Raw genomic sequence first — 24380 nt, forward strand, 5'->3', positions numbered from 1 at the left:
GGTCGGCCATCGCCACTCCAGCCGCCCAAGACCGGTGGCGCCAATTGAGCGCGCGGACCTTTTCGACGCCGTAGGCATCTGGCGGCCCAAGATGCCGGCGCCCTCCTTGAATCCCATCGATGGATGCTAGACCGCGCAGTTGGATGCGCCCGTAACCACAATGTTTTCTCTCCTGATATTCCAAAGAAAGGACTTAACCATGTCGCGATTCTCGAAACTCTCGAAGATACCCACCCCGTCGAAAGCGGGCCTGATTACTGCCATTGCTCTGTGCGCATCATGGGCTTCCGTCTCCGCCCAGACCCAAACTTCCGCAGAGCCCGACAAGTCGTCGTGGGGATTGGGTGTCGGCGTTGTCGCCATTAAAAAGCCATACCGCGACATCGATACCAAAACCTTGGGCTTGCCGGTGGTCAGCTACGAGAACAAGTGGATCAGTGCCTCCATTCCGACGTTCGACGTCAAGCTCTATAGCGGCAATTCGCTGTCCTTCCGGCTGCGTGCGCGCTATGCCGGGGGGGATGGCTACGAAGCCGATGATTCGCCCGTCCTGGCCGGCATGGAGGAGCGCAAGGCCAGCCTCTGGGCCGGTGCCGCCGTGATCTGGAAGACGGATTTCGCCAATTTCACGGGCGAGGTCCTGGCTGACACCATGGGCAAGAGCAAGGGCAAGCGCGCCCGATTGCAGGTGGATCGCCGCTTTGCCGCCGGCAGGTTCGGTTTCACTCCGCGCCTTGCCGCCGAATGGATCGATGACAAGTATGTCGACTACTACTACGGCGTTCGGCAATCCGAGGCGACCGCGACGCGCACATTCTACGAAGGTAAGTCCACCACCAATATCCTTGCCGGCGTGCGCGTCGATTACACGCCGGCAAAGCATCACACGCTGTATCTCGACCTCGCTGCCAGCCGCTTCGGCAGCACAGTCAAGGACAGCCCGCTGGTCGACAAGCCGAACCAGACCTCAATCGGGCTTAGCTACGTGTACCGCTACTAAGCCAGGCACTCCCTTCTGGCAATCACTTGTGCTTCCGGAAATCGTACTGATCCTCACTGCATGCGCCAGCAACGCCGTCGAGCAGCAACCCGCTGCAGCGTCGAGCGGAGATGGCAATGCCGTCGCCATAACCGGCATCGACTCGCAGGGCGTCCGCACCGGCACATCAGTCCGAGCCTTGGTCGACTGCACCAATCCGCCCGAGACGCCGCAGGTTGAGCAGGACGCCGAGGATCTGTACGGGACACCACCTGTGCGCGATCCCTGGGCGCGCTCGACCCGGCCACGTACTTCGGCATTCCTCGGCGTGATGCCGCTGCTCGGACCCCGCACGACTGCTTCCGATGGAGCAGGTCCGCAAGGGTGCAATCGATGACTACGCCTTCGCGCGGGATGCCTGGGCACAGCGACGCAATCGCCAGATAGAACAGGATCTGCCGAGCAATCGTGACTGACTGGCATTGTTCAGCCTGCATTGTAGGCATGGCGGATGCCGCGACGGTGATAGCAGTGGCCCTGAGCCATATGATAATCGGCGGCTTGCACGCGGGCACGATATCCGATACCTTTAGCGCCAATCTAGCTCCAGAAAGTTTAAGTCTTATCTGCCCGCTCCACTCGTTCCAGATACTGGATAACAAGGCGGCGACACCGGTTGATGAGGCGCTTGGGGACCGAGGTGATCGCAATCTCATTGGGCTAGGGAACAGAACGCAAGACAATGTTTTCGAGGAGATCAAAGATGGCCTCTTTCAAAGATGGCCTCTTCGGCAGTTGCGACACTCACAGCCCCGGCGAACGGCGTGTTGCATTCCCAGGCGCATCTCTAAGCCAGGACGACGGTAGGGTGCATGAGCAGCACCCCAAGAGCCTTCGGCGACGTGTCGTAGCGCCTGCCATGCGGTCAGCTCACTGGGATATTCCAATATATTCAGATTAACTGACCGACAGCAATACCTCCGTTCCTATAATAGCTTGGCAGATGAGTCATAATACCCACGGCCGCTGAAAGCCGAGGGGCTAATGAATACAATCCGGCTCTCGGATGGGAGGTTTGCTTTCTCTTTATGAATCCAATGTCTAAAAACCGTCGGTCGGCCGGGCGCAATGGGACCACAACCCTGGCCGATGTGGCCCGGGCGGCCGGGGTATCGATCAGCACGGCGGGGCGGGTCCTGCGCGACGAGGGCTGGCCGGTGGACCCCGCGCTCAAGGAGAGAGTGCGCCGCGCCGCCAAGGAACTGTCCTACGTGCGCAACGCCATGGCCCGCACCCTGCGGGCGGGCTCGCCCGCGATGGTGGGCCTGATCGTCGGCAACATGCTCGATCCCTATTACGGCGAAATCGCGGAATCTGTCACCCGCTATGCCGAGTCGACCGGCCAGATACTGGTCGCAGTCTGCAATATGCAGCGCGACCCGAAACTGGAAATGGTCTATTGCCAGCGTTTGTGGGAACACCGTGTCGGCGGGCTCATCCTGGCCGGCGGCGGGTTTGATCAGTTCACCTACCATGCTGACTTGCGCCAGTTGCTGGACGGCATGGCGCGCAGCGGCGTGGTCGTCACCACGCTCAGCCCCAGGGATCTCGATTTCCCGAACTTCAATGTAGACAATGTCGAGGTGGGCCGCCTGGCCGCGGGCGAATTGCTCAGGCATGGACATCGCCACATCGGCATTGTGGTCGGTCCCCTGCACAACCGGGTGTTGCGCCAGCGGGTCGAGGGGGCCGCTGCATGCTGCCGGGATGCCGGTGTCGCCTATTATCTGGCCGAGGCTTCGGAGTTCGGACCCCAGGGTATAGATCGCAGCGTCGCGCAGATGTACGAAAACGCTCCCGACATTACGGGCATCATCGCCGCCTCCGGCGTCACATCCATCAGCATGGTGCATGCGGTGATGGCCACCGGGCGGACGGTGCCGGGCGATGTATCGGTCATCGGCGTGGGAGGCTCGGCCATCGACCGGTTCTCCACCCCGCCGCTTCATCGCATCGATCAGGCGCTTGCTACTTGTGGCAGGGCGGCTCTGGACCATATCGCGGCATGCGTGGCGGGCACCCCGCCATCGAAGGATTTCCTGCTGCGGCCGTCTATCGTCCCGGGTCGGTCGATTGCTCCCTGGCGGGCCTAGCCTGGCTTTTTAACACTCCGTGCATGCCCGGTTCTCCCTGTTTCTTCGTCTTCGAGGCGCCTGTGGCAGACCGGGCGGCGCCATGCCGGACAACAATTTAGGCGCTAGCTACAGAAGTGAACAAAACATGAATTTCTAACGCTGCGAGTGCGGTGAATAGCTTGACAAATAAGCAAAGACAACGTTATCTTAGGACAAGACAACGTTATTTTCGTTTTTTGAAGACACGGGCCGCTACTGGTCGAAACCGTGCACAAGGAGAGACAAATGCCAATTCTTCGCATATTTGCAGCGTTTTGCCTGGCTGCAGCATCGGCTGTCCATGCCCAGGATTATCCGGCGCGTCCACTGACGCTAGTGATACCATTTTCGGCCGGGGGGGCCGCCGACATGGTGGGCCGGATTCTGGCTCAGAAATTGACCGCTACGCTGGGGCAGGCGGTGGTGGTGTCAAACCGCCCCGGTGCGGGCGGAAACATCGGCACCGAAGTTGTGGCGCGGGCCCAGCCCGATGGCTATACGCTCTTGCTGACCAGCAGTGCCTTCGTCATCAACCCCAACCTCTATGCCAAGATCCCATACGACGCCCTGAAAGACTTCCGGCCGGTTTCGCAGCCGGCCATGATGCCCAACGTACTGGTCGTGCCCAAATCGCTGCCGGTCAAAAGCGTCGACGAACTGGTGGCCTACGGCAAAACCCACCCGCTGTCCTATGCCTCGGCCGGCGTCGGCACGGGCACGCATCTGGCGGGAGAGATGTTCAAGCTGGCCACTGGCCTGGATCTGATCCACGTCCCCTACAAAGGGGGCGCCGCGGCCAACACTGACTTGCTGGCCGGCCGGGTGGCGCTCAGCTTCGCGACCTTGCCGTCGGCGATCCAGTACATCGAAGAAGGGCGTTTACTTGCCTTGGCCATGACCACCGCAGCACGCTGGCCCGGCTTGCCCGAGGTGCCCACCATGCAGCAGGCGGGCTTCAAGGACTTCGACATCAACACCTGGATTGGCCTGCTGGCGCCGGCCGGGACCCCGGACGCGGTAGTGCAGCGGCTGCACAGCGAAGTGGTGCGCATCGTGCGGGAACCCGACGTGCGCGAACAGTTCCGCACGCTAGGCATGCTGCCGGTAGCCGATTCGCCTGCCGAGTTCGGTGCCCAGATCAGTGCGGAACTGTCGATGTACAAAAAGCTGGTCGAAGCCTCGGGCGCCAGGCCGGATTGAACACCCAGGGCGGCGGCCAGGCGCCAGCCCGGCGCGCCTGGCGACGCTAGGCCTGCGCGGCCAGAATACTGTTTTCGTAGATGGCCGGGGCGCAAGCTTGGGCGATCTCGAGCAGTTGCATGTCGGAGAAGCGCGGTCCCACCAATTGCACGCCCAGCGGCAGCGCACGCGGGCTCGCGCCGACCGGGATCGCCACACAAGGCGCGTACAGCAAGGTCCACAGGCCATTGAATACCGGATCGCCCGTGCAGGCCAGGCCTTCAGGCGCCTCGCCGGGCGAGGACGGGGTCAGCACCGCGTCCAGCTGCGCGCCGAACATGGCATCGAAGCTGCGGCGGCATTCGGCTGCCAGATCATAGGCCGCAATCAGCTGAGCCGGCGTGATTCCGGAGACATTCTCGACGACGTCCAAGTAGTTTCGCATCAGCAGGTGGCGTTTCGGCCCGACATACTCGGACAGGAAGGCCGGGCCGTTCTCGGCGCGCGCAATCAGCTGCTGCGCTTTGATCAGGCCATTGAATGGCGCAGGCAGGTCCAGCTCGAACACCGTCGCACCGGCTGCTTCCAGCCTGCGCCCGGCTTCCAGCAGCGCGGCGCGCCCGTAGGGATCGGCCACTTCCCACGCCGGGCTGCGGCATAGGCCTATCTTCAGTCCGCGCAGTTCGACCGGCTTGGCGGCCTCCGCGCCCAGCAGCCGGAAGGCGCGCGCGACCAGTTGCAGGTCCTCGACCGAGCGGCCGAACCAGCCCAGGGTGTCCAGTGTGTGCGAGGCGCTGCGCACGCCTTCGCAGCTGACCGCGCCGTGGGTCGGCTTGATGGCATAGGTACCGTTGTAGGCGGCCGGCCGGATCACCGACCCGGCGGTCTGGGTGCCGAACGCCAGTTGGACCTGTTTGTCGCCTACCGCGGCTCCGGAGCCGGAAGACGAGCCGCCGGGCGAGTGCGCCGGGTTGTGTGGATTGTGGGTGGCGGCCTTGCGCCCGCTGGAGGCGAATTCCACCGTATCGGTCTTGCCCACGATGAGCGCGCCGCTGTGGCGCATCACCGCCACGCAGGCCGCATCCTTGCCGGGGCGGTGGCCGACGTATAGTGGCGAATTGTACTGGGTGGGCATATCCGCTGTGTCGATGATGTCTTTCACGCCGAAGGTCAGGCCATGCAGCGGGCCGGCCGGCGGGGCCTTGTCCAGTTCGCGCGCGTTGCGCAGCACCTGGCCCGGATCGATGTAGCTCCAGGCGCGCACCGTCGGCTCACGCGCTTCAATATGCGCCAAGGTCGAACGGGCCAGCTCTTCGCAGGACAATTCTTTGGCAGCAATCAGCGTGGCGGCTTCGGCAGCGCTCAGTTCATATGGTTGCATAACAATTCCTCGCAAGCGTCGGGCCTTGGGGCCGCGGGTGGTTCATTCACTGGGTGTAGGAAGATCGTGGCCGGCTCGCGGCCCTTGGCCGGCTCGCGGCCCTTGGCCGGCATCCGGAGGATAGCCATGCCAGTTTTTGAAATGGTAGCAAACAGTTTGTGCATGGCGTCCTCTTCAGCTCACTCCTTTTCCGCCGCGCTTGGCCGAAAGCGCCGCGCGGGCGGCAATGGTGTCCGGAAATGTCAGCCCAGCCGCTGCCACACCCAGTGCGCGTACCGCAGTGTGCGGGCGTCGGCATGGCGCGGCCCGACGATCTGTACGCCCAAGGGCAGGCGCGAAGGACCGGTGCCGCAGGGAATCGTCACGCATGGCAGGCCCAGCAGCGTCCAGTTTTTGTTGAACAGCGAATCGCCGATCGGCTGCCGCCATCGGGGCGCTTCCCCATGCGCGCTGGGGGTGAGCAGGATGTCATAGCCTTCCATCTGCGCGGCAAGCATGATGCGCGCCGCTTCCGCATGGTGCTGCGCTGCGTCGTAGTCTTCGCAGGAATACCGCCAGCCTTGTTCAAGCCGGCCGGACAGGGCGGCACTGATTTTTCCGGGAAAGCGGTGGAACTCGTAGGCCAGGGCGCGCGCCGTTTCGAAATAGACGATGGCGTCCTGTTCCGTGTACAGGCCGGCAACTTCGGGGGGCAGCGTGAAGTCCCGCACCTTGGCGCCGGCGCGGGCCAGCCGGGATGCCGAGGTTTCCAGCAGGTTCCGGGTGGCCTCGTCGGCATGTTCCCAGTATGGGCTGCGGCAGAAGCCTATGCGGGGCGGGGGAGGCTGGTCGTCGAAATCGGGCAGGCGGCGGCCCGAGACGGCATGGACGAACAGCGCCGCGTCCTCGACGCTGCGCGCGATGACGCCGATGGTGTCGACTGATTCGGCCACGGCCTTGAGTCCCGCGCGGTTGATCGCGCCGAAGGTGGGCTTGTATCCGACCACCCCGCAGAATGCCGCCGGCCGAATGATCGATCCCCCGGTCTGCGTCCCGATAGCCAAGGGCACCATGAAATCCGCCACGGCTGCCGCCGAGCCGCTGGATGACCCGCCTGGGGAACGCTGCAGGTCGCGCGGATTGCGCGTGGGAGCCGGATGATTGTTGGCGAATTCCGTTGCCATTGTCTTGCCCAGCGCGATGCCCCCGGCATGCCGGGTCGCCGCGACGCAGGCCGCGTCCCAGGCCGGCCTGTGCCCTTGGTAGATGGGCGAATTGTAGGTGGTGGGCATGTCGGCGGTGTCGAGCACGTCTTTGACCCCTACCGGGATGCCATGCAGCGGGCCACGCAAGCCGGGCGCCATCCGGTCGAGTGCGCGGGCTTGGCGCAGCGCCGATTCGGCGTCGTAATAGGCCCAGGCGCCGATCTGCGGCTCACGCTCGCGGATCCTCCGCAGGCAGGCCTGGACCAGCGCTTCGCTGGTCAGGCGTCCCTCCTTGATTTCCCGCGCTGCCCGGGCGGCGCTCATGCTGCAGGGGTCGGTGGCCGTCCGGTCAGGTGCCGAAGTACTTCGCATAGTTTTGCTTGATGGTATCGATTTCCCGTTCCAGGGCATCGGGGTCCGCATGGAGCAGCTTGATTTCCGACAAAGGCTTGCGCCCGGCGATTTCCTTCACGTCGGGGTGGAAGGAGCGCATCTTGCCGGCGTCGACCAGGATTTGCTGCCCTTCTTGCGAAAACAGGTAGTGGTAGAAAAGCCGGGCCGCATTGGGATGCGGGGCCTGTTTGAGCACGCCGGCGTGCTCGGTCAGCAGGGGTGAACCTTCGGCCGGATACACCTCCTGGATAGGCGCGCCTGCCGCCTTCAGGATGAAGACGTTGTAGTCGGTGCCGTCGGCCATGACTGCGCGTTCGCCCTGCGCCACCTTCTGCGGCGTAGCGGTGGCGGACTGGATCTGCATGACGTCCTGCCGGCCCAGCTTCTGGAAGTAGTCCCAGCCCAGCGTCTTGCCAAGCGCGTAGGTGGCGGTCATGATGGCGCCGCTGTAGGCGGGGTGCGCCTTGACGATCTTGCCCTGCCATTTGGGATCGAGCAGGTCCGCGTGGCTCCTGGGAGCGTCCTGCGCGCTGACCAGCTGCGTGTTGTACGCAATGATGGAAAGAAAGGCATAGGAGCTGGCGAACAGGCCTTCGGGGTCTTTTTCTTCGGCGGGCCATTTCGCGAGATCATCGGGCACGGCGGGCGCGAGCCAGCCCTGGCGCTTGAAGTAGGAAAAATGGAAGGCATCGGGCGAATCGATGACATCGATGTTGTAGATCTTGCTGCCATATTCCTGATTGATGCGCTGGAAATTGCGCTCGGAGCCCCCGCGCTCGACCTGGACAGTGATGCCGGGATACTTCGCCTGGAACGCGGCCGCGAGCTTTTCGGCAACCTTGAGGTCGACCGATGTATAGAAGACGACCTTCCCTTCCTTCTGGGCGGCTCCGACCAGCTCGGCAGAGGCGCCGTAAGGCGCGGCCGGCTGTGCCATGGCGAAGCCCGACCCTATCGACATGGCCACGGCGGCGGCGGCAAGCGCTTTTTTTCCAATCAATTGCATTGTTGTCTCCTTTTCCATCAGGGAACTTCTGAATCATATGAAACGGCGAGGCCAGATTCGATGCGCGCCGCGGCGCCGGCTCTCTCACTGCCGCATCGCCCGGCAGTGTTCTGGCGGGAAATACAGTCCGACCTCGCTACCATTCTCCATCTGCATGTCGCTGGGTGTCGAAACGCGCAAAGTCTTGCCAGAGGCCAGCATGACCTGATAGTCGTGGTACTGCCCAAGGTAGGACTGACGCACTATGGTGCCCCTCGTCCGGTTCGGCTCGGCGGCCGCCGATGGGGCTGGCAGAATGCGCGTGTCGTAGTGGCGGATGGAGACCGCCGTTTCGCCGTCCCGGGCGAAGCTGCCCGAGCCGCAACGCAGCACCAGCCCGTCTGCGTCGACTGATGCGTCGCCGTCCCATTTTCCCTTGAAGATGTTCGCGCCGCCGATGAAGCGGGCAACGAATTCGGACTGCGGCTTGCCGTAGATGTCCTTGGGCGTTCCCATCTGTTCGATGATGCCCTGGTTCATGACGACGATCTGGTCGGCGGTGGTCATGGCTTCGGACTGGTCATGCGTTACATAGACGGTCGTATATTGGTATTCGTCGTGCAGCCGGCGGATCTCGAAGCGCATTTCCTCGCGCAGATTGGCGTCGAGGTTGGAAAGCGGTTCGTCGAGCAGCAGGATCTCGGGTTCGATGACGAGCGCCCGCGCCAGGGCCACCCGCTGCTGCTGTCCGCCGGACAGTTCGCCGGGGTAGCGCTGCGAGAATTGGATCAGTCTGGTCACTTCCAGAATCTGCTCGGTGCGGCGCCGGATTTCCGGACCCTTCATTTTGCGCAGTTCGAGCCCGTAGGCCACGTTCTCGAATATGGTCATGTGCGGCCACAGCGCATAGCTCTGGAAGATCATCGACATATTGCGATGCTCGGGCGGGCGCGTGGCGCCGCAGGCGGAGACGCGCCGCCCGTTCACGTGGATTTCGCCGCCGTCCGGCTCGACGAATCCCGCAATCAGCCTCAGCGTCGTGGTTTTGCCGCAGCCGGAAGGTCCCAGCAGGCATACAAGCTTGCCCTTGTCGATGGAGAGCGATATATCGTTGACGACAGTCGATGAGCCATACCGTTTGGTCAGGCCCGACAGTACCAGGAAACTCATGGTTTTTCCTTAGTGCATGCATGCCGCCGTGGGCGGCATTGAAAATGGCGTGTTATTGACATTCAGATCTGGCGCAGCTGCATGGAACGGTGTCCCGGCAGCCTGTTGACCAGCGCAATTACCGTGACCGATACCCCCAGCAGCACGATCCCCAGCACGGAAATCGGCCCCAATCCGTTGCCGTTTTCATTGAGGTTGTAAATCATGACCGAAACAAGATTGGTATTGGCGGTGGTCAGAAGGATAGATGCCGACAGCTCCCGGATCGTGCTGACGAAAACGAAGCACCAGGTTGCGATGACGCTGGTCCGGATCAGGGGAGCGGTAATGCGCCTTAGGGTCTGCAGGCGGCCGGATCCAAGGATGCGGCTGGCTTCCTCCAGTTCGACATGCACGCCCTGGAAGGCGGCATGGACCTGCTGGTAGGCCGCAGGCATGGCGATAGTCAGGAAGGCCAGCAGCAGTATCCATCTGGTGCCGTACAGGCGCAGTTCGGGCTGGGAATAGGCCAGGAAGATGCCCACCCCCAGCACGATGCTGGGGACGGCTATCGGTATGGTGGCCAGCACGCCCAGGGCGGCGCTGCCGCGCACAGGGCTGCGCGACACCATATAGGCTGTCATCAGCGCGATGAACGTGCCCACGGTCGCCGTCAGGATTCCCAGGGAGAATGTGTTCCACATCGCCAACTGCGTGGGTGAGTATTCCAGGAACACGAACCGGAAATGCTCGAGGGTCAGGTTCTCGAACGTCAGAGGGTCCGATACCAAGCGCGTCAGCGCAGTCTTGAACAGCGCAAAATAGGGCAGGACGATCGCCAGGGACAGGATCAGCGCGGCATAGGCCATTGCCACCGGCTTCCACTTCCCCAGGGGGGTGATCCGTGCCTGACCGCTCTTGCCGCCCTGTATCGTGTAGCCCTTGCGGCCAAGGATCCAGCTCTTGCCCTGCAACAGCAGAATCGCTATGAGAAACAGCGGCATCGACGCGGCGGCGGCCAGCTCCGGCTTGGGCGGGTATTGAAAGAGGCTCCATATCTTCGTGGTGGCTACGTGGAATCCCGCTGGCAGGGCCAGAATGGCGGGTTCGCCGAACGCGGTGACGGTCTGCAGAATGGCGATCAGGGCGCCCGCCAGCAGCGCCGGCAATACCAGCGGGATGGTGATGCGACGCAGCGTCGTGGTCATGCCGCCCCCCAATATGGAGGATGCATCTTCCAGGTCGGAGGGAATGCGGTCCAGGCCATTGGCAACCAGGGTGAAGACGTACGGGAAGGTATAGCAGGTCATGACGAATGTCAGCCCCTGGATCGTGTAGATATTGACCAGGTGTTCATTGCGCTGTTGGCCGGCCAGGTGCCGGAACAATTCGTTGACCAGTCCGGTATTGGGCGCCGCCAGGATTTCCCAGGCGATCGCCCCCAGGAACGGGGGCGTCACGAACGATGCCATGACCAGCATGCGCAGGATCCTGCGGCCGGGCAAGTCCGTGCGGGCGGCGAGCCAGGCCAGGGGCGTCGCCACGATGCAGCACAGCAGCCCGACGCTGACGGCAATGCCGAGCGTGCGCAGAAAGGGCCGCAGCAGTGTTGTGTCCGTAACCAGCAGGCCGTAATTACCCAGCGTCAGGCCGCCGTCCTGGTCGATAAAGCTGTAGTAGACCAGCCAGGCCATCGGCAGCACGATCAGCAGGCCGAGCACCAAAGCCAGCAGAACGAGTCCCGTTTTTAAAAAATCCAGGTGCAACCAGGGACGGCCGCTCCGCAAATCCATGATGGCTGCCATTTAGTCGTTCCCGAGGTACGTTGCGTAGTGCTTCTTGGTGGCCTCGAAATCGCGTTCGATGTCGGCGGCAGACGATTGCAGCAGCTTGATTTCGGTCAACGGCTTCATCCCCTTTTCCTGTATGTCGGGGTGCAGCGAACGCATCCTGCCCATATCGACCAGAATCTGCTGCCCCTGCGCCGAAAACAGATAGTGGTAGAACAGCAGCGCGGCATTGGGGTGAGGCGCGTTCTTGAGTATTCCGGCGTTGGCCACGATGAACGGCGACCCTTCCGCAGGATAGATTTCCTGGATCGTGGCGCCGGACTCGCGCAGCAGGAGAACGTTGTATTCCGTGCCGTCGGCCGCGACTTCCCGCTCGCCCCGCGCTACTTTGGTGGACGTTTCCGTCGCCGACTGGATCTGCATCACATCCTGCTGGCCCAACCCTTCGAAGTAGCTCCAGCCCAGCGCCTTGCTCAGGTTGTAGGTGTCCACCATGATGGTTCCGCTGTAGGCCGGATTGGCCTTGATGATGCGGCCCTTCCATTTCGGGTCCAGCAGGTCCTTGTAGCGCTTGGGGGCGTCTTCGGGTTTGACCAGCTTGGTGTTGTACGACATCAGCGTCAACGTGGCCCGGTCGGCGGCGAAGTAGCCGTCAGGGTCTCGATCGGCGGCGGGCCAGGCGGCGACGTCTTCCGGGACGGCGGCCTTGAGCCAGCCCTTGCGCTTCATATAGGCGAAATGGAAGGCGTCCGGCGAGTCGATGACGTCCACGTTGTAGATGCGGCTGCCATATTCCTGGTTCAGGCGCTGGAAATTGCGTTCGGAGCCCGATACGTTCACTTCGGCGCGCACGCCCGGGTACTTGGCCTCGAAGCCCTGCGCCAGCGCCTGCGCCACTCGCATATCGATCGATGTGTAGAGAACGGCCTTGCCTTCCTTCTGTGCCGCCTGGATGATCTGCGGCGTGATCTTGTAGGGTTCGGGCGCCTGGGCCGGCGCGGCGCCAGCCCAGGCCATCAGGCTTGCCGATAAGGCAGCGTGCAGGGGTAGGTTTTTCATGATGACTGTCTCCTCGTGAGCGGTGGCTTTCCCGCCGCATGTCCTGCCGCGGGAAGCACCACGATTTATCGGTTCCCGGCGTTTCCCGGGGAAACGCTGGGCATTGCCGCGGGGCGTCGCCCCGCCCTTCGGGCCGGCGCAGTGCGCGGCAGTCCGCGCTTCAGGCGGCTGCGTCCGGGCGGAGGCTGGAAAAATGCGCCGTCAGCGCATCCACGCCGCTGCCGGCCAGTGGCACGCCGCTGAGTTTCAGGCCGGCCTCTACCGCTGCGGTCATGGCGATCAGCGTCAAATCATTGGTATTGCCCAAATGGCCCATCCGGAACATGCGCCCCTTGAGCTTGCCCAGACCCATGCCGAGCGACAGATCGAACCGCTGGTAAACCAGTTTCCGCAGGGCATCGGCATCGACACCCGGCGGTGTGATGACGCCGGTCAAGACCGGCGAATAGCATTCGGGCTGGGCGCACTGGATGGGCAGGCCCCACGCGGCGACGGCCGCCCGTATGCCACCCGCCCACCGTTCATGCCTGGCGAAGACCTGTTCCAGGCCTTCGTCGCGCAGCATGTCCAACGCTTCCGATAGCCCGTAGAGCAGGTTGGTGCTGGGTGTGTACGGCCAATAGCCGGTCTGGTTGGCGGCCAGAATTTCATTCCAGGCCCAATACGCTTGCGGAAGCCTGGCGGATTTGGAAGCTTCGAGGGCCTTGGGCGAGATCGCGTTGAAGCTGATGCCGGGCGGCAGCATCAGGCCCTTCTGCGATCCGCTGACGGTGACGTCCACCCCCCATTCGTCATGCCTGTAGTCGGCGCATGCCAATCCGGAGATGCTGTCCACCATCAGCAGGGCCGGGTGGGCGGCGGCATCGATGGCGCGCCTTACCGCCGCGATATCCGAAGTGACGCCGGTCGAGGTTTCGTTGTGGACGACGCATACCGCCTTGATACGATGCGCCCGGTCGCGGCGCAGCCTGTCCTCAATGAGATCTGCCTGCACGCCTCGGCGCCAGCCCGGCGCATCGGGAAGCTGCTCATCCGCGCCGTCGTAGGCCAGCACTTCGGGTTCCAGGCCCAGGCGGGCGGCCATCTTGGCCCATAAGGAAGCAAAGTGGCCGGTTTCGAACATGAGGACCGGATCGCCCGGGCTCAGCGTATTGGCCAGGGCCGCTTCCCAGGCGCCAGTCCCGGAAGCCGGGTAAATGATAACGGGGTGCGCCGTCTTGAATATCTCGCGGATCTCCGCCAGGATATTCATGCCCAGCGCACCGAACTCGGGGCCCCGGTGGTCGATCGTCGGCAGGCTGATTGCCCGCAGGACACGGTCGGGTACGGGGCTGGGTCCGGGAATCTGCAGGAAATGATTGCCGGTGCGGTGGAAATCAAGCTTTAGCATAAGACTCTCTCATTAATGGGCCAGGCCTTGCCTCAGGCCGGATTCCAGCGGCGTTGGCGCGGCCGGCCGTGACCGGAGATTTCCTCGCCGGTGTCGAAGGGCAGTTCCTTCAGGACGTCCCAGTTGATGTCGGTGCCCAGGCCGGGACCTTGCGGAACGTGCAGGTAGCCGTCCTCGAACTTGATGGGGTTGGTCAGCAAGGCGTCGCGCAGCGGATTTTTCGGGCTGGGGTCCCATTCCACGTGAGCCCTGACATGAGAGGGAATGGCGGCGGCGAAATGCACATTCGCGACCTGTCCCAGGCCGCTCAGCGTGTGCGGGGCGACCAGGATGTTGTGGGCGCTCGCAAGGTGAGCCACCTTGATGGCCTCGGAAATCCCGCCGCATTTCACTGCATCGGGCGTGATGAAATCGACGCCGCCCTGCTTGAAGAGATTGAGCACGTCGTAGCGGGAATACACATTGCCGCCGGAGGCGATGGGCACCAGGCCCGCGCGTGTCAACCGGCCGACTTCCACATGGTGGTTGGCAACGGTGAAGTCGAACGGGTCTTCCATCCAGAATGCCCCGACTTCACCCAGCCCCTTCGCCACCCGAAGCGCTTCGGGCCAACTGTAGCTGGCGTTCATGTCGATCATGACATCGACCTTCGGGCCAAGCAGTTCCCGGGCCGCGCGCACGACCTCGATGTCGCGCTCCACGCCTGCGCCGCCGCGGACCTTGATGGCCCGGTACCCCTGGTCCGCATAGCTCTTGGCTTCCTGCAGCAATTCTTCCAGCGGCTTGTGCCCCAGCACCATGCAGCCGACGTACGCGACGACTTTTTCGACGCCGCCGCCGCCGAGCAGCCTGGCGACCGGCTGTCCGGACACTTTGCCCAGGATGTCCCAGAGTGCGATATCGATGCCCGACATGGCGGAAACCGCCGAGGCGCCCAGGTAGACCGACCCATAATAAAGCTTTTCCCACACGCCCTGGATATCCAGGGCGGATTCGCCCAGCGCCATCGGCGCCAGCTTTTCGTCAATGATGGCCTTCACCGCCAGCGGAGCATGTGAATGGTAGGAGGAACCGAGGCCGTACAAACCTTCATCCGTACGCACGACGACCAGTAGTTCATCGCGTCGCGTCCCGGTCCCGATCCCGGTTTTCCAGATGACGTCGAGGGGGGAGGAGACCAGATACGTCTCGATAGCACTGATTTTCATCAAACACTCCTTAGTGCGGCAGCATCGATCTGCCAAGTTCTACAACGCGGCCTGTCAATCGTGGCAATCGACATTGCCCTGCGTTCCCAGCCCGCCGCGATCGGCTGTAGCGCTGATAAATACATAAGACAACGTTGTCTTTGGTAAAGATAACGTTGTCTATAGTGCTTTGTCAAGCAACTTCGGGATAAGATATTTCCGAGAATCGACTGCGTTGGCCCGCTCAGCCAGCCGCCGGCAAGCCACTTCGCCAAAAGCGGCGTAACGGTCTCGGCGTTGCCGAGCACGGCTTTCGTTTGGAATTCACTCTGGGGCGGCGCCTATGCCGAGCAGGGTGCGGCTTGGATTGCGCAGGGTCACGTTAGGATGGGTGCCCAGGAACACACGGTGTTGCGTGGCTTGCCAGCAGTAGCGAAAGAGCCTCGACTTTCGGCCTCGCGCCGAGACAGTCGGGAACGAACTTGAAACATCCATGCGCATCACAATCCAAGCATGGATAAGCTGGCAGCGAGTTCCGGCGCCATGTGCCGGCGGCTGGACGTGGCACTGCAAGTCAAAGTCGCGGGGCAGCGAATATAAATATATTGCGGGACAGCTGACACGGCGTCCTGAGGCTTTGCCGCCGGATCTTATGCTCTGTCATCGCAACAACTACGATATGCGATTCCGCAGCAGAATATCTGTCTTACCCTGATGTCAGGGCAAGAGGACTGCCTACTGCTAGGCGGTGGATATCCCCGGACTAGAGGAAGCGGCCTGCCCGACCGTCCGGAATCGAGTAGCGGTCCCTGCAAGGTGGCGTTGCTCGCCAATATCCGCAAAGGCATACCGTGATATCGCCTAGTTTCTGAAGGAGGCATGATCATGGACATGAATTCTGGAGCGGGAAACGAGACTTGCATCAGGCCTGCATCATGTTGATATTGAACAGGTTGTTGTTTTCTAAATGGGAATTCAGCCTTGATTTTGGCCTTGATCCAGGTGGTAGTGGCTGGCGATTGTGGATTGTAGCCACTAAGCATCAAAAATAGCTGATATTGATTATTTTGATGCTTGTTGGCTACAAAACTCTCTTTTGTGAGCTCTTTTCATCTTGAAGCAAGGTATTTTGGATGCAACGCTTGCTGTGATGTGCCTTGTGAGATACATTTTGGCTGTAGAAGCTAAATCTTGATGCCTGGGGGACACATTGACAACACTAGCTGACGTTGCAGACTTGCTGCGTAGCGTGCGCAGGGAAGCCGGCCTGAGCCAGGAGGCCCTGGCCCGACGCGCCGGGGTCTCCCGCACGACCGTTGCCCGTATGGAGACGCTTGCCAAAGGCGATATGAGCGTTTCCGTATTGCTGCGATTGCTGGAAGCCGCAGGCTACGACCTCAAGCCCGTCAAACAGGGCCACGTCCGGACTGTCGAGGATATCCTGGCCGAGCAGCGGCGGGGCGACGGGCCATGAAACTCGACGTGCACGTGTGTGGAAGGACAGTCGCCAAGCTCTATCGGGAGCGCGACGAGTATGTCCTGAACTATCTGCCGGATACCGCTTCAACGGACTTCGTCAGCCTGACGATGCCGGTGCGCGCGGAACCCTGGCGCTGGCCGCGGGACCTCCATCCCTTCTTTCGCCAGAACCTGCCCGAAGGCTATTTGCTGAGTATCATCCGAGAAGAGTTCGGACCGCTGCTGGATGGCACGGATCTGTCTCTGCTCGCTGTTGTCGGCGGGATGGGGATTGGACGTGTCACCGTCACGCCTGAAGGCGGGGCGCCTGGCGCGGACATGGAGCCGCTGCAGATTGAGTCTTTGCTCAAAGCCGAGAACACCACAGCGCACTTCGCAGGCCTGGTGCGTCGATATGCCCGCGCATCCATTTCCGGCATGGTGCCCAAGTTCATTGCGCCGGAAGAGAATGCGGACGAGTCTGCGCATGTGCTGGGTAAGCCCACATTGCGCACCAGCCGCCACATCATCAAAGGCTCGGATGACAGCACGCCTTATCTCGGGTTCAATGAGTTCTACACCATGCGAGTGCTGGAACGCCTGAACGTTGTGCCAGTGGCCAGGACGCGGATGTCGGAAGACGGGCGTGTCCTGGTCGTGGATCGGTTTGACGTGGATGCGCGGGGTGTCGTCATGCATGGGGTCGAAGATGCCTGCGGCTTGTTGGGGCTGCCGCCCCACGAGAAATATGCAACGACGACCGAGCGTGTGCTGAATGCCACACGGGTCTATGTGCCTGCTGCGGCTATGCGGGCGCAACTGGAGCAGTTCGGCTGGCACTTGCTGACCAACTATGTCGTGCGCAATGCCGATTGCCATGCCAAGAGCATCGCGCTGTATTACACCGGCCTGAAGGATGTAGCCTATACGCCGGTCTATGACGTCGTTACTACGCAGGCCTATCCTCGCTATGCCGCCAATCCGCCGGGGTTGCCGGTTGATGGGCGACAAACCTGGGCGGTGGGGAAAACCTTGGAACGGTTCTTCAAGGCTAGGTTAGGCATTGCGCCGAAGCAGTATGCGGAGATGGTGGAGCGCTTATGCGAATCGGCGGTTGAGGTCGGGCAGGAGGTGATCGAGGCTGCCAGGAATGAGCCTCGCTGGCATACCGTTGCCAAGCAGATGGTACATGCCTGGAACGATGGGATGGCGTCGTTGCGGAGTTCGAAGAGCTTGGTTGCCTTTAGAAGGCTGGATGAGGCGATTGCTCAGGCGGGATTTTCGGAGTCCAAAAGGGTGGAAAGTGGGCGAGAGGTGATTGGGCGGTCTGAGTTGTTGGGTAGGCCGCGTAAGCGGTAGGGGCGGCCTGAGATCTATGGACCTAGGGCCTGTTCACACATTTTCAGTCCATCAACGACAAAAAACGAAAGTGAAGCCGAGGAATAGCACATGCATCAAATACCCTCATCCTCTTCAAATTCTGAAAAATCTGAATCAAAGCACAGCGGTAGGTGGTGGCTCAACAGACTCGGGGGAGGAGGTATTGCGCTTGTTTTGTGGCTGGCCTTTACTCAAGCGATTCCTGCAGTGCAACCGGCAATGCAGCTATATCAAGAACTGTTGGGCTGGTTCCAACGCGACAGCAAGAGCTCCAATCCCACGTCTGTAGCTAATACTGAATCGCCAAGCATCAGTGTCGAGCCGCCTGCCAATAGTGATATTTCCAAAAAAGATGCCTCGGTGCGGCATGTCAGGTCATTGTCCATTAGCAATGGAACTACTCGCGAATATATTGTAGAGATGCTAGGCCCCCCGGTTGCAAGACAAGACTGCGGGACAGCGCAAGCCGCTTCTGAAATCTACAGCTTTCCTGATCGTTATTTACAACTTGTCTACGATGCGAAAAATATTTTGCGGTTCTATTCCATAACTTTGCGTAGCCACGAAGCTGATGTTGAAATTCCCGTCTTAAATCGTCGGCTTGGAGGTTTTGCGTTCTTGGGACTGGAGAAAGATCTGAGCGATGGCTTCGTTCTCGCTCACTATCTAGGGTCTAAATATTTTGAATATTCAGAAGGCTATTATCTGGCAAATCCGGGGAATTATCGGACACTCTATCTTGGCGTTCATGCTGCTGGTGCAGATTTAACACCAGGATGTGTCGATGTCGTGTTCCCTGATTCGGATGAAGACAGGATGCGGGTAAGGCGAAATTATCCCAACACCTTCGGTTTGGGAGGAGGGCTAGTTGGCCCATCATTGGATAATTTGGTCGAGGATTGTGGCCTTGGCGTTGAGTACTTTAGTACGCGCAACTTACCCGACAATCAGACGGTCGTGACATTTGCCAAAGATGCATTTGGATAAGACGAGTTTGATGTGTGCCTTAGCCTGTTTGCAGGCGAGCGCCATATCCGTGGTAAGTGGGGGTGCGTCATCTGCGCGACGCTCACACAGGCATTTGTACCGGCCCATATTGGACTTCCCCCGAAACGGTGGACAACTCAGTGCCTCACGGCGGCGGCGCTTTCAAACGCCTCAGAACCACCCGGCCTAAATGACTGTGGTGCCGTTGTCGATTGTAGAAGACCTCGATGTAGTCGAACATATCGGTCAATCACCGGGCGTACTTGGACGCCCCCGTTTGTCAAGCTTCCAGTTCGTCGTAGCAAGGTAGGAAGATTGCACCCGTACATTCGGACTTTGCTTGCAAGATTAAGCTTGCTGTCCCTGATGGGTTTTGCCGGTCGGCGCCCCAATCGCTTACACGCACTCACGGTGCCTCGTCCGGCGAGGGTATGCCAATGTCATCGATAGCTGTCCGTCGGGGGTGATCCTTGAGCTTCTCTCTAACTTCATCCAAGGCGCGCATCTGCTGACGCAGTCGCTCGATCTTGTCTTGAAGTCGGTGGGTCCTGGCCTCGATCTCTGCGGGCTGCGTTCGGTCCGCCGTGTCGAGCGCCACCAACGCCGAGATCGGCTCCGCTCTTATCGATCACCCCGACGTCGCCAAGGTGACGTTCACGGGTTCAGACGCCACCGGCACAAAGATTTATGCCCAGGCGGCAAAGGGCATGAAACGTGTGTCTCTGGAGCTGGGAGGCAAGTCGCCGAATATCGTTTTCGATGACTGCGATATGGCGGCTGCGGCATCGGGCGTGGTTTCGGGTATTTTTGCCGCGACCGGGCAGACCTGCATCGCTGGTTCTCGCCTGCAGGTCCAGTATTCGATCAAGGAAGAGTTCAGCCAGCGGCTGGTCGAGCTAAGCGCGTCAGCTACATGATGCCGTTTGGCGGCATGATGCATTCTGGCATTGGGCGGGAAAGCGGCATGGAATCCATCCAGCAGTTCCTGGAAACCAAGAGCACCTGGATCTTCTATGCTGCGGGCGGCGCTGCGGCCAATCCATTTATCTTGCGCTGACTGTACTTTTTCGGCGGCTTACCTCGATCGAGCCGAAAGGCGCCGTAATGAGTTTTATCAAAAGCCTGGCTTTGGAACTGGCACCGCGTACGCTCGCCAAGGCCGCCTTGGGCCCAGATGCCATGCTCGCATCGTGAGTTCGCCATATTTTCTTTCGAATGGCACCGTTGGTTCGCCGCGATGGTAGGCAGGGGCGGCTGGCCTGCTAGCTCAGCGCACCGATGACGCCCTTCTGTTGCAGTTCGCTGATTTGCTCTATATTGAAATCAAGCTCCCCAAGCAGTTGCCTGCCATTTTCGCCCAATTCGGGCGGGTTCAGTCGGACTCCCAGCCGGCGGCCGCCTAGAGTGAAGGGCAGCAACGGTGTTTTGGCTTCACTGCAATGCCGGTTATCGGGCAATTTGATATCCGCCAGACCGCCGGTTTCGAGGAGGTGCTGGTCCGTATACAAGTCCTCTGGTCTGCCGATGGGCGCATAAGGCAGGCTGCCTGCCTCGAAGCGGTGTTCGATCTCGGATATGGTGTACCTGGACAGACGCTTGCGCAGCTCTGGCATCAGCCAGCCGCGCGCAGCGACGCGGTCGTTGTTCCGTGTCAAGCGGACGTCGTTTGCCAAGTCGTCAAAGCTGAAGCTACGGCAGAAAGCTTCCCACTGCGTGTCCGATACGACGGCCAGAAATATTTGCGCATCGTTAGCGACGGTGAAAACATCGTAGATTGCCCAGGCGGATACGCGGCTGGGCATGGGCGCGGCGGGGGCACCGGTTGCGGCATGTTGCAGCATATGATTGCCGACAAGAAATACATTGTTTTCAAAAAGTGCGGACTGTACTTCCTGACCAAGGCCGGTACGCGCGCGTTCCCAGAGCGCGACGATGGCGCCCAATGCACCAAATACGCCACCCATGATGTCGTTGACGGCCGCTCCGGCACGTAATGGCCTCCCTTCGGGGCCCGTCATATACGCCAACCCCCCCATCATTTGTACTACCTCGTCCAGGGCGGTTCTATGCTCGTAAGGGCCGGGCAGAAATCCTTTATGTGATACGTAAATCAATCCAGGATTGAGTTTTTTCAGAGTTTCATAGCCGAAACCCATTTTTGCCATGGCGCCAGGTTTGAAGTTCTCGGTGACAATGTCGGCCGTTCCGATTAATTTAAGAACGAGTTCACGGCCTTCAGCGCTTTTAATGTTCACCGGCAAGCTTTTTTTGTTGCGATTGAACATGGGGAAAAAGCCCGCCCCTGAACCCTTCAGATGCCGCGTGTTATCGCCGCCTACTGGCTCGATCTTGATGACTTCGGCCCCAAGGTCCGCCAGAACCATGCCGCAGGCGGGGCCCATGACCATATGGGAAAATTCCACCACGCGTATCCCTTGGTAAGGCAAGGCTTGCACAGCGCGGCCAGCGATCGGATCGTTGTTCGTAGAGTGATTCATGTAGATACCTGCTGGATGTTGGTGTCGAGAGTTGATAAATCAGCGCTGGGTAAATCAGCGCCGGCCATCAGACGGCCGCCGCTGCTATTTTCTGGCGTAGCTTCGCCAGCGATCCCCCTTTCATTACCGTTCCGGGGAGCTCATGCCCGACTATTTCTTGCGCCATCAAGGCCGATTCCATCAGTGCTTCCAGGTCGACGCCAGTTTCGATCCCCATTTCGTGGCACATGAATACCAGATCTTCGGTGCATACATTGCCGGCGGCGCCACGGTGGGCAGCGAACGGGCATCCACCCAGCCCTCCTACTGTCGCATCGTAGATCCCTACGCCCATTTCCAGTCCGGCATAGGCATTGGCAATACCCATGCCGCGCGTATCGTGCAGATGCAGCGAAATAGGCAAGTCTGGATATTTGTCGCGCACGGCTCCGACTACGCGTTTGATGGAGACGGGCGTGGCCCAGGCCATGGTGTCGGCCAGGGAAATCACCTCCAGCTTGAGCCCATATTGCTCGCCGATATCCAGCATTTCCCGCAGCATTTCCAAAATGCGCGCAAGCGGGACATCGCCTTCAAAATTGCAGCCGAAAGCCGCAGCAAGCCCCGCGCGGATTACGGGTATCTGGTGTTCTTGATAGACGGCGACCATCCTGTGCTGTGCCTCGATATTCTCCTTGAAGCCGCGATTCTGATTGCGTTGCAAGAAATTTTCGGAGGCGCACAATAAAAGCGTACCCTTGATGTCCAGCTTGCCGGTGGCGATAGCGCGCTGCAGACCTTTTTCGTTCAACCACAAGCCTGTATACGCTACCCCTGGCGCTCGGGTGAAGCCGCGCACTACCTCATCGGCATCCGCCATGCCGGGAACATTCTTCGCCGGCACGAATGAAACAGTTTGGATCTGCTTCAGGCCGGTCTTCGACAGGCTGTCGATAAGTGCGATTTTTTGCCCGGTGGATATGGGGCCCTTCTCTATCTGGAAACCTTCGCGCGGCCCCTCTTCATTGATGCGTACTTTCTTAGGAAGATCCGACATTCAGACCTCCTGACGGTTGTAGCATGACTTTCATAAAATAATCCTTTTTGAGGCTGGTGAGCTGACCTGACCTGATTGTTAGCGCCTAATCCTGCATTGCGACGGCCGATTCTTTCAGGACGGCTCCCCAGCGCATGTACTCACCATTGAAATAATTTTGGAAGGCTGCAGGGCCAGACATTGTCGAGGGCATCATGGCTACGTCTGTGAGCTTTTTTTGAAAATCATCTGCCGCGACGATCTCTTTGATCGCCGCATCTATGCGAGTAATGACTTGACTGGAAGTATTCGCTGGAGCAAATACCCCTACCCAATTGACAACGTTGAAATTCGATAGCTCTTCCATTGCTGTAGGCAAATCGGGCAGGAACTTGGATCGTGTTTCGCTGGTAACCGCCAATGCATGCAATCGATTGTCTTTAATAAGGCTATACAACGGCGGAAGATCCATGACGATACCGTCAGTATGGCCGCCCAGCGTATCCGTGATGGCCGGGCCTGCTCCCTTGTAAGCAACATGGACAATATTTCCTTCGGACGCTTGTTTCAGCAACTCGATAGTCAAATGAGGTAGTCCGCCCACGCCGGACGATGCGAGCGTCACCTGATTCTTGCTTGCGTAGACCAATAGCTCTTTCAATGTTTTGATTTTAAGATTCGGGCCCAAGGCAATCGCTTCGGGAGCCAGTCCCACCATATTTATGGCAGCAAAATCGCTGACGGATTGGTAAGGTGGTTTCGACATGGTCTGCGGGCTCAAGACCATAGGACTCAAGCTGGAAAGCAGCAAGGTATGGCCGTCCGGCTTGGATTTGGCTACGTGATTGGCTCCAATGGTGCCATTTGCGCCAGCGCGGTTTTCCACGACTACAGTGGTACCTAGCTTTTCCCCCAAAGATGGCGCCAGAACACGTGCGATCATGTCCGCGGCGCCACCTGGAGGGTATCCGACAACGAGCGCTATAGGGCGATCTGGAAAACCATGGGCCCGTGCAGATGACACTGTGAAGGTGAAAATGGCGAGCAGGGCGCAGACCATTCCGCTTGCCATCGCGTGCCTTGGGTTGAAGGAAGATTTTTGCATGATGATGTCCAAGAAGAGTCGAGATATTCGTTATTTGGAAAATCAGTTTGCCGCATGGGGGCGGCATATGCTGAAAATGGCGTATCGCTGATGATCACGCATTGAAGTTGAGTTTCAAACCGGCTTCCCACCATGGCATGGCCACCAGTTTTCCCGAAGAGGCAAGCGTGATGAATGCGGTTTTCATATCCGGCCCACCGAAGCAAATATTAGTGACATGGGTATCAGGCATTTCAACCTTGCGTATAACGCGTCCGTCGGGGGAAATGACAGTCACAAGGCCAGTTATGAGCGTTCCAATGCAGACGTTCCCTTCTTCATCAATCGCCATGCTGTCTAGGCGCTGGTAGCCCGGAAGGCCACAAATCAAGCGGCCGCCGTGAGGCGATGGAGCGGGCTGTTTGTTTATCCGTCCTGGCTCGGCAATATCAAATGCCCAGAGCCGGGACGTTTCTGTCTCGGTGACGTATAGCACATCCCCTGCAGGGGATAGGCCGATTCCGTTTGCTGCGGCCACTTGGTAGGCCACTTCCACAATGCCTGATCCGTCTGGATGCGCATAGTAAATAGCGCCATGGTCTCGATATCGAGCATGTTTTTTGCCGAAGTCGCTGAAATACATACCCCCATATTGGTCAAAAACCAGGTCATTCGGAGCCGAAAGTCGGTGTTCTCCACAATGGGTATATAGAGTCTCTGCGGTTCCTGTTTCGATGCTTATGCGCTGTATGGAGCCTCCGGCATAGTCTTGAGCCGGTCCCATCGCGGCAAAGTGATCTGGCAAATATGAATTGCCGCCGTTATTGCATACATACAGCGCATCATCGGGACCAATGGCCAGGCCATTTGGGCCGCCTTTACACGTTGAGACTGTGGTGAGGGTGCCGTCCGCAGCCACGCGAGTCACGCGGCCTGCGCGAATTTCGGATACCAGAACGGAGCCGTCCTTCATCGCAACCGGCCCTTCCGGAAACTGGAGTCCTGTCGCCATTACTTTTATCTGCTTTTCCATGCTATTGCCTCTATGGATTTGTGGATTTCCGTACAATATTCTTCGTCGTTTGATCTGAGCGGAAGGACGTAAGCT

19 protein-coding genes and 1 pseudogene are annotated in these 24380 nt (G+C 59.9%); 7 read left to right on the forward strand and 13 right to left on the reverse strand.

Annotation, left to right across the window (positions count from 1 at the left end):
* Positions 1-199 precede the first annotated feature (199 nt).
* The 3 genes from BUB23_RS13360 to BUB23_RS13370 all read left to right on the forward strand — a co-directional run bounded on the left by BUB23_RS13360 (position 200) and on the right by BUB23_RS13370 (position 4353).
* Positions 200-1000, forward strand: coding sequence for a MipA/OmpV family protein (locus BUB23_RS13360; RefSeq protein WP_073103729.1), 801 nt, complete (start codon positions 200-202; stop codon positions 998-1000).
* 1076 nt (positions 1001-2076) lie between these two features.
* On the forward strand, positions 2077-3132 hold the full coding sequence (locus BUB23_RS13365) for a LacI family DNA-binding transcriptional regulator (protein ID WP_073103730.1): 1056 nt from the start codon (positions 2077-2079) through the stop codon (positions 3130-3132).
* 267 nt (positions 3133-3399) lie between these two features.
* Entirely contained in the window at positions 3400-4353 is a 954-nt protein-coding gene (locus tag BUB23_RS13370; protein WP_073103732.1) for a tripartite tricarboxylate transporter substrate binding protein, read from the forward strand.
* Between the two features lie 46 nt (positions 4354-4399).
* Here BUB23_RS13370 and BUB23_RS13375 read toward each other — a convergent pair whose 3' ends face one another.
* The 8 genes from BUB23_RS13375 to BUB23_RS13410 all read right to left on the reverse strand — a co-directional run bounded on the left by BUB23_RS13375 (position 4400) and on the right by BUB23_RS13410 (position 14871).
* Positions 4400-5713, reverse strand: coding sequence for an amidase (locus BUB23_RS13375; RefSeq protein WP_073103733.1), 1314 nt, complete (start codon positions 5711-5713; stop codon positions 4400-4402).
* Between the two features lie 242 nt (positions 5714-5955).
* Complete coding sequence (locus BUB23_RS13380; RefSeq protein WP_245801268.1) at positions 5956-7269, reverse strand: amidase; 1314 nt, start codon at positions 7267-7269, stop codon at positions 5956-5958.
* Positions 7247-8296, reverse strand: coding sequence for an ABC transporter substrate-binding protein (locus BUB23_RS13385; protein WP_073103736.1), 1050 nt, complete (start codon positions 8294-8296; stop codon positions 7247-7249). The genes BUB23_RS13380 and BUB23_RS13385 overlap by 23 nt, the downstream gene beginning before the upstream one ends.
* Positions 8297-8380: 84 nt before the next feature.
* A complete protein-coding gene (locus tag BUB23_RS13390) occupies positions 8381-9445 on the reverse strand; it encodes an ABC transporter ATP-binding protein (RefSeq protein ID WP_073103738.1) in 1065 nt (354 codons plus the stop codon).
* 62 nt (positions 9446-9507) lie between these two features.
* The gene (locus tag BUB23_RS13395; protein WP_073103833.1) at positions 9508-11217 is read right to left on the reverse strand and encodes an ABC transporter permease; all 1710 of its coding nucleotides are present in this window, start codon (positions 11215-11217) and stop codon (positions 9508-9510) included.
* Positions 11218-11229: 12 nt separating this feature from the next.
* Positions 11230-12273 carry an extracellular solute-binding protein gene (locus tag BUB23_RS13400; RefSeq protein ID WP_073103740.1) on the reverse strand — a complete coding sequence of 348 codons (1044 nt, stop codon included), beginning with the start codon at positions 12271-12273 and terminating at the stop codon, positions 11230-11232.
* A gap of 160 nt (positions 12274-12433) precedes the next feature.
* On the reverse strand, positions 12434-13663 hold the full coding sequence (locus tag BUB23_RS13405) for a pyridoxal-phosphate-dependent aminotransferase family protein (protein ID WP_073103742.1): 1230 nt from the start codon (positions 13661-13663) through the stop codon (positions 12434-12436).
* A gap of 32 nt (positions 13664-13695) precedes the next feature.
* Positions 13696-14871: a mandelate racemase/muconate lactonizing enzyme family protein gene (locus BUB23_RS13410; RefSeq protein WP_073103743.1), complete on the reverse strand. Its 1176-nt coding sequence runs from the start codon at positions 14869-14871 to the stop codon at positions 13696-13698.
* A 1189-nt stretch (positions 14872-16060) separates the two neighbouring features.
* Here BUB23_RS13410 and BUB23_RS13415 point away from each other — a divergent pair.
* From BUB23_RS13415 to BUB23_RS26705, 3 genes are all read left to right on the forward strand, one after another.
* Positions 16061-16324 carry a helix-turn-helix transcriptional regulator gene (locus BUB23_RS13415; RefSeq protein WP_073103744.1) on the forward strand — a complete coding sequence of 88 codons (264 nt, stop codon included), beginning with the start codon at positions 16061-16063 and terminating at the stop codon, positions 16322-16324.
* Entirely contained in the window at positions 16321-17667 is a 1347-nt protein-coding gene (locus BUB23_RS13420; RefSeq protein ID WP_073103746.1) for a type II toxin-antitoxin system HipA family toxin, read from the forward strand. The genes BUB23_RS13415 and BUB23_RS13420 overlap by 4 nt, the downstream gene beginning before the upstream one ends.
* Before the next feature lie 90 nt (positions 17668-17757).
* On the forward strand, positions 17758-18675 hold the full coding sequence (locus BUB23_RS26705; RefSeq protein WP_143160975.1) for an ETEC_3214 domain-containing protein: 918 nt from the start codon (positions 17758-17760) through the stop codon (positions 18673-18675).
* Between the two features lie 438 nt (positions 18676-19113).
* On the opposite strand, the pseudogene BUB23_RS27805 reads toward BUB23_RS26705, so the two are convergent.
* A pseudogene (locus tag BUB23_RS27805) lies at positions 19114-19276 on the reverse strand (IS5/IS1182 family transposase); the annotation flags it as partial.
* Positions 19277-19322: 46 nt separating this feature from the next.
* On the opposite strand from BUB23_RS27805, the gene BUB23_RS26450 reads away from it, so the two are divergent.
* Positions 19323-19592 carry an aldehyde dehydrogenase family protein gene (locus BUB23_RS26450; protein ID WP_425439546.1) on the forward strand — a complete coding sequence of 90 codons (270 nt, stop codon included), beginning with the start codon at positions 19323-19325 and terminating at the stop codon, positions 19590-19592.
* A gap of 345 nt (positions 19593-19937) precedes the next feature.
* Here BUB23_RS26450 and BUB23_RS13435 read toward each other — a convergent pair whose 3' ends face one another.
* From BUB23_RS13435 to BUB23_RS13450, 4 genes are all read right to left on the reverse strand, one after another.
* Complete coding sequence (locus BUB23_RS13435) at positions 19938-21173, reverse strand: CaiB/BaiF CoA transferase family protein (RefSeq protein ID WP_073103747.1); 1236 nt, start codon at positions 21171-21173, stop codon at positions 19938-19940.
* 67 nt (positions 21174-21240) lie between these two features.
* Positions 21241-22209 (reverse strand): hydroxymethylglutaryl-CoA lyase, encoded by a 969-nt coding sequence (locus tag BUB23_RS13440; RefSeq protein ID WP_073103748.1) that lies wholly within the window; start codon positions 22207-22209, stop codon positions 21241-21243.
* Positions 22210-22294: 85 nt separating this feature from the next.
* Positions 22295-23293: a Bug family tripartite tricarboxylate transporter substrate binding protein gene (locus tag BUB23_RS13445; RefSeq protein ID WP_143160976.1), complete on the reverse strand. Its 999-nt coding sequence runs from the start codon at positions 23291-23293 to the stop codon at positions 22295-22297.
* 94 nt (positions 23294-23387) lie between these two features.
* Entirely contained in the window at positions 23388-24305 is a 918-nt protein-coding gene (locus tag BUB23_RS13450) for an SMP-30/gluconolactonase/LRE family protein (RefSeq protein ID WP_073103751.1), read from the reverse strand.
* Positions 24306-24380 lie beyond the last annotated feature (75 nt).

The organism is Pollutimonas bauzanensis, from assembly GCF_900129885.1.
In the GTDB taxonomy this organism is placed as follows: Bacteria; Pseudomonadota; Gammaproteobacteria; order Burkholderiales; family Burkholderiaceae_B; genus Pollutimonas; species Pollutimonas bauzanensis.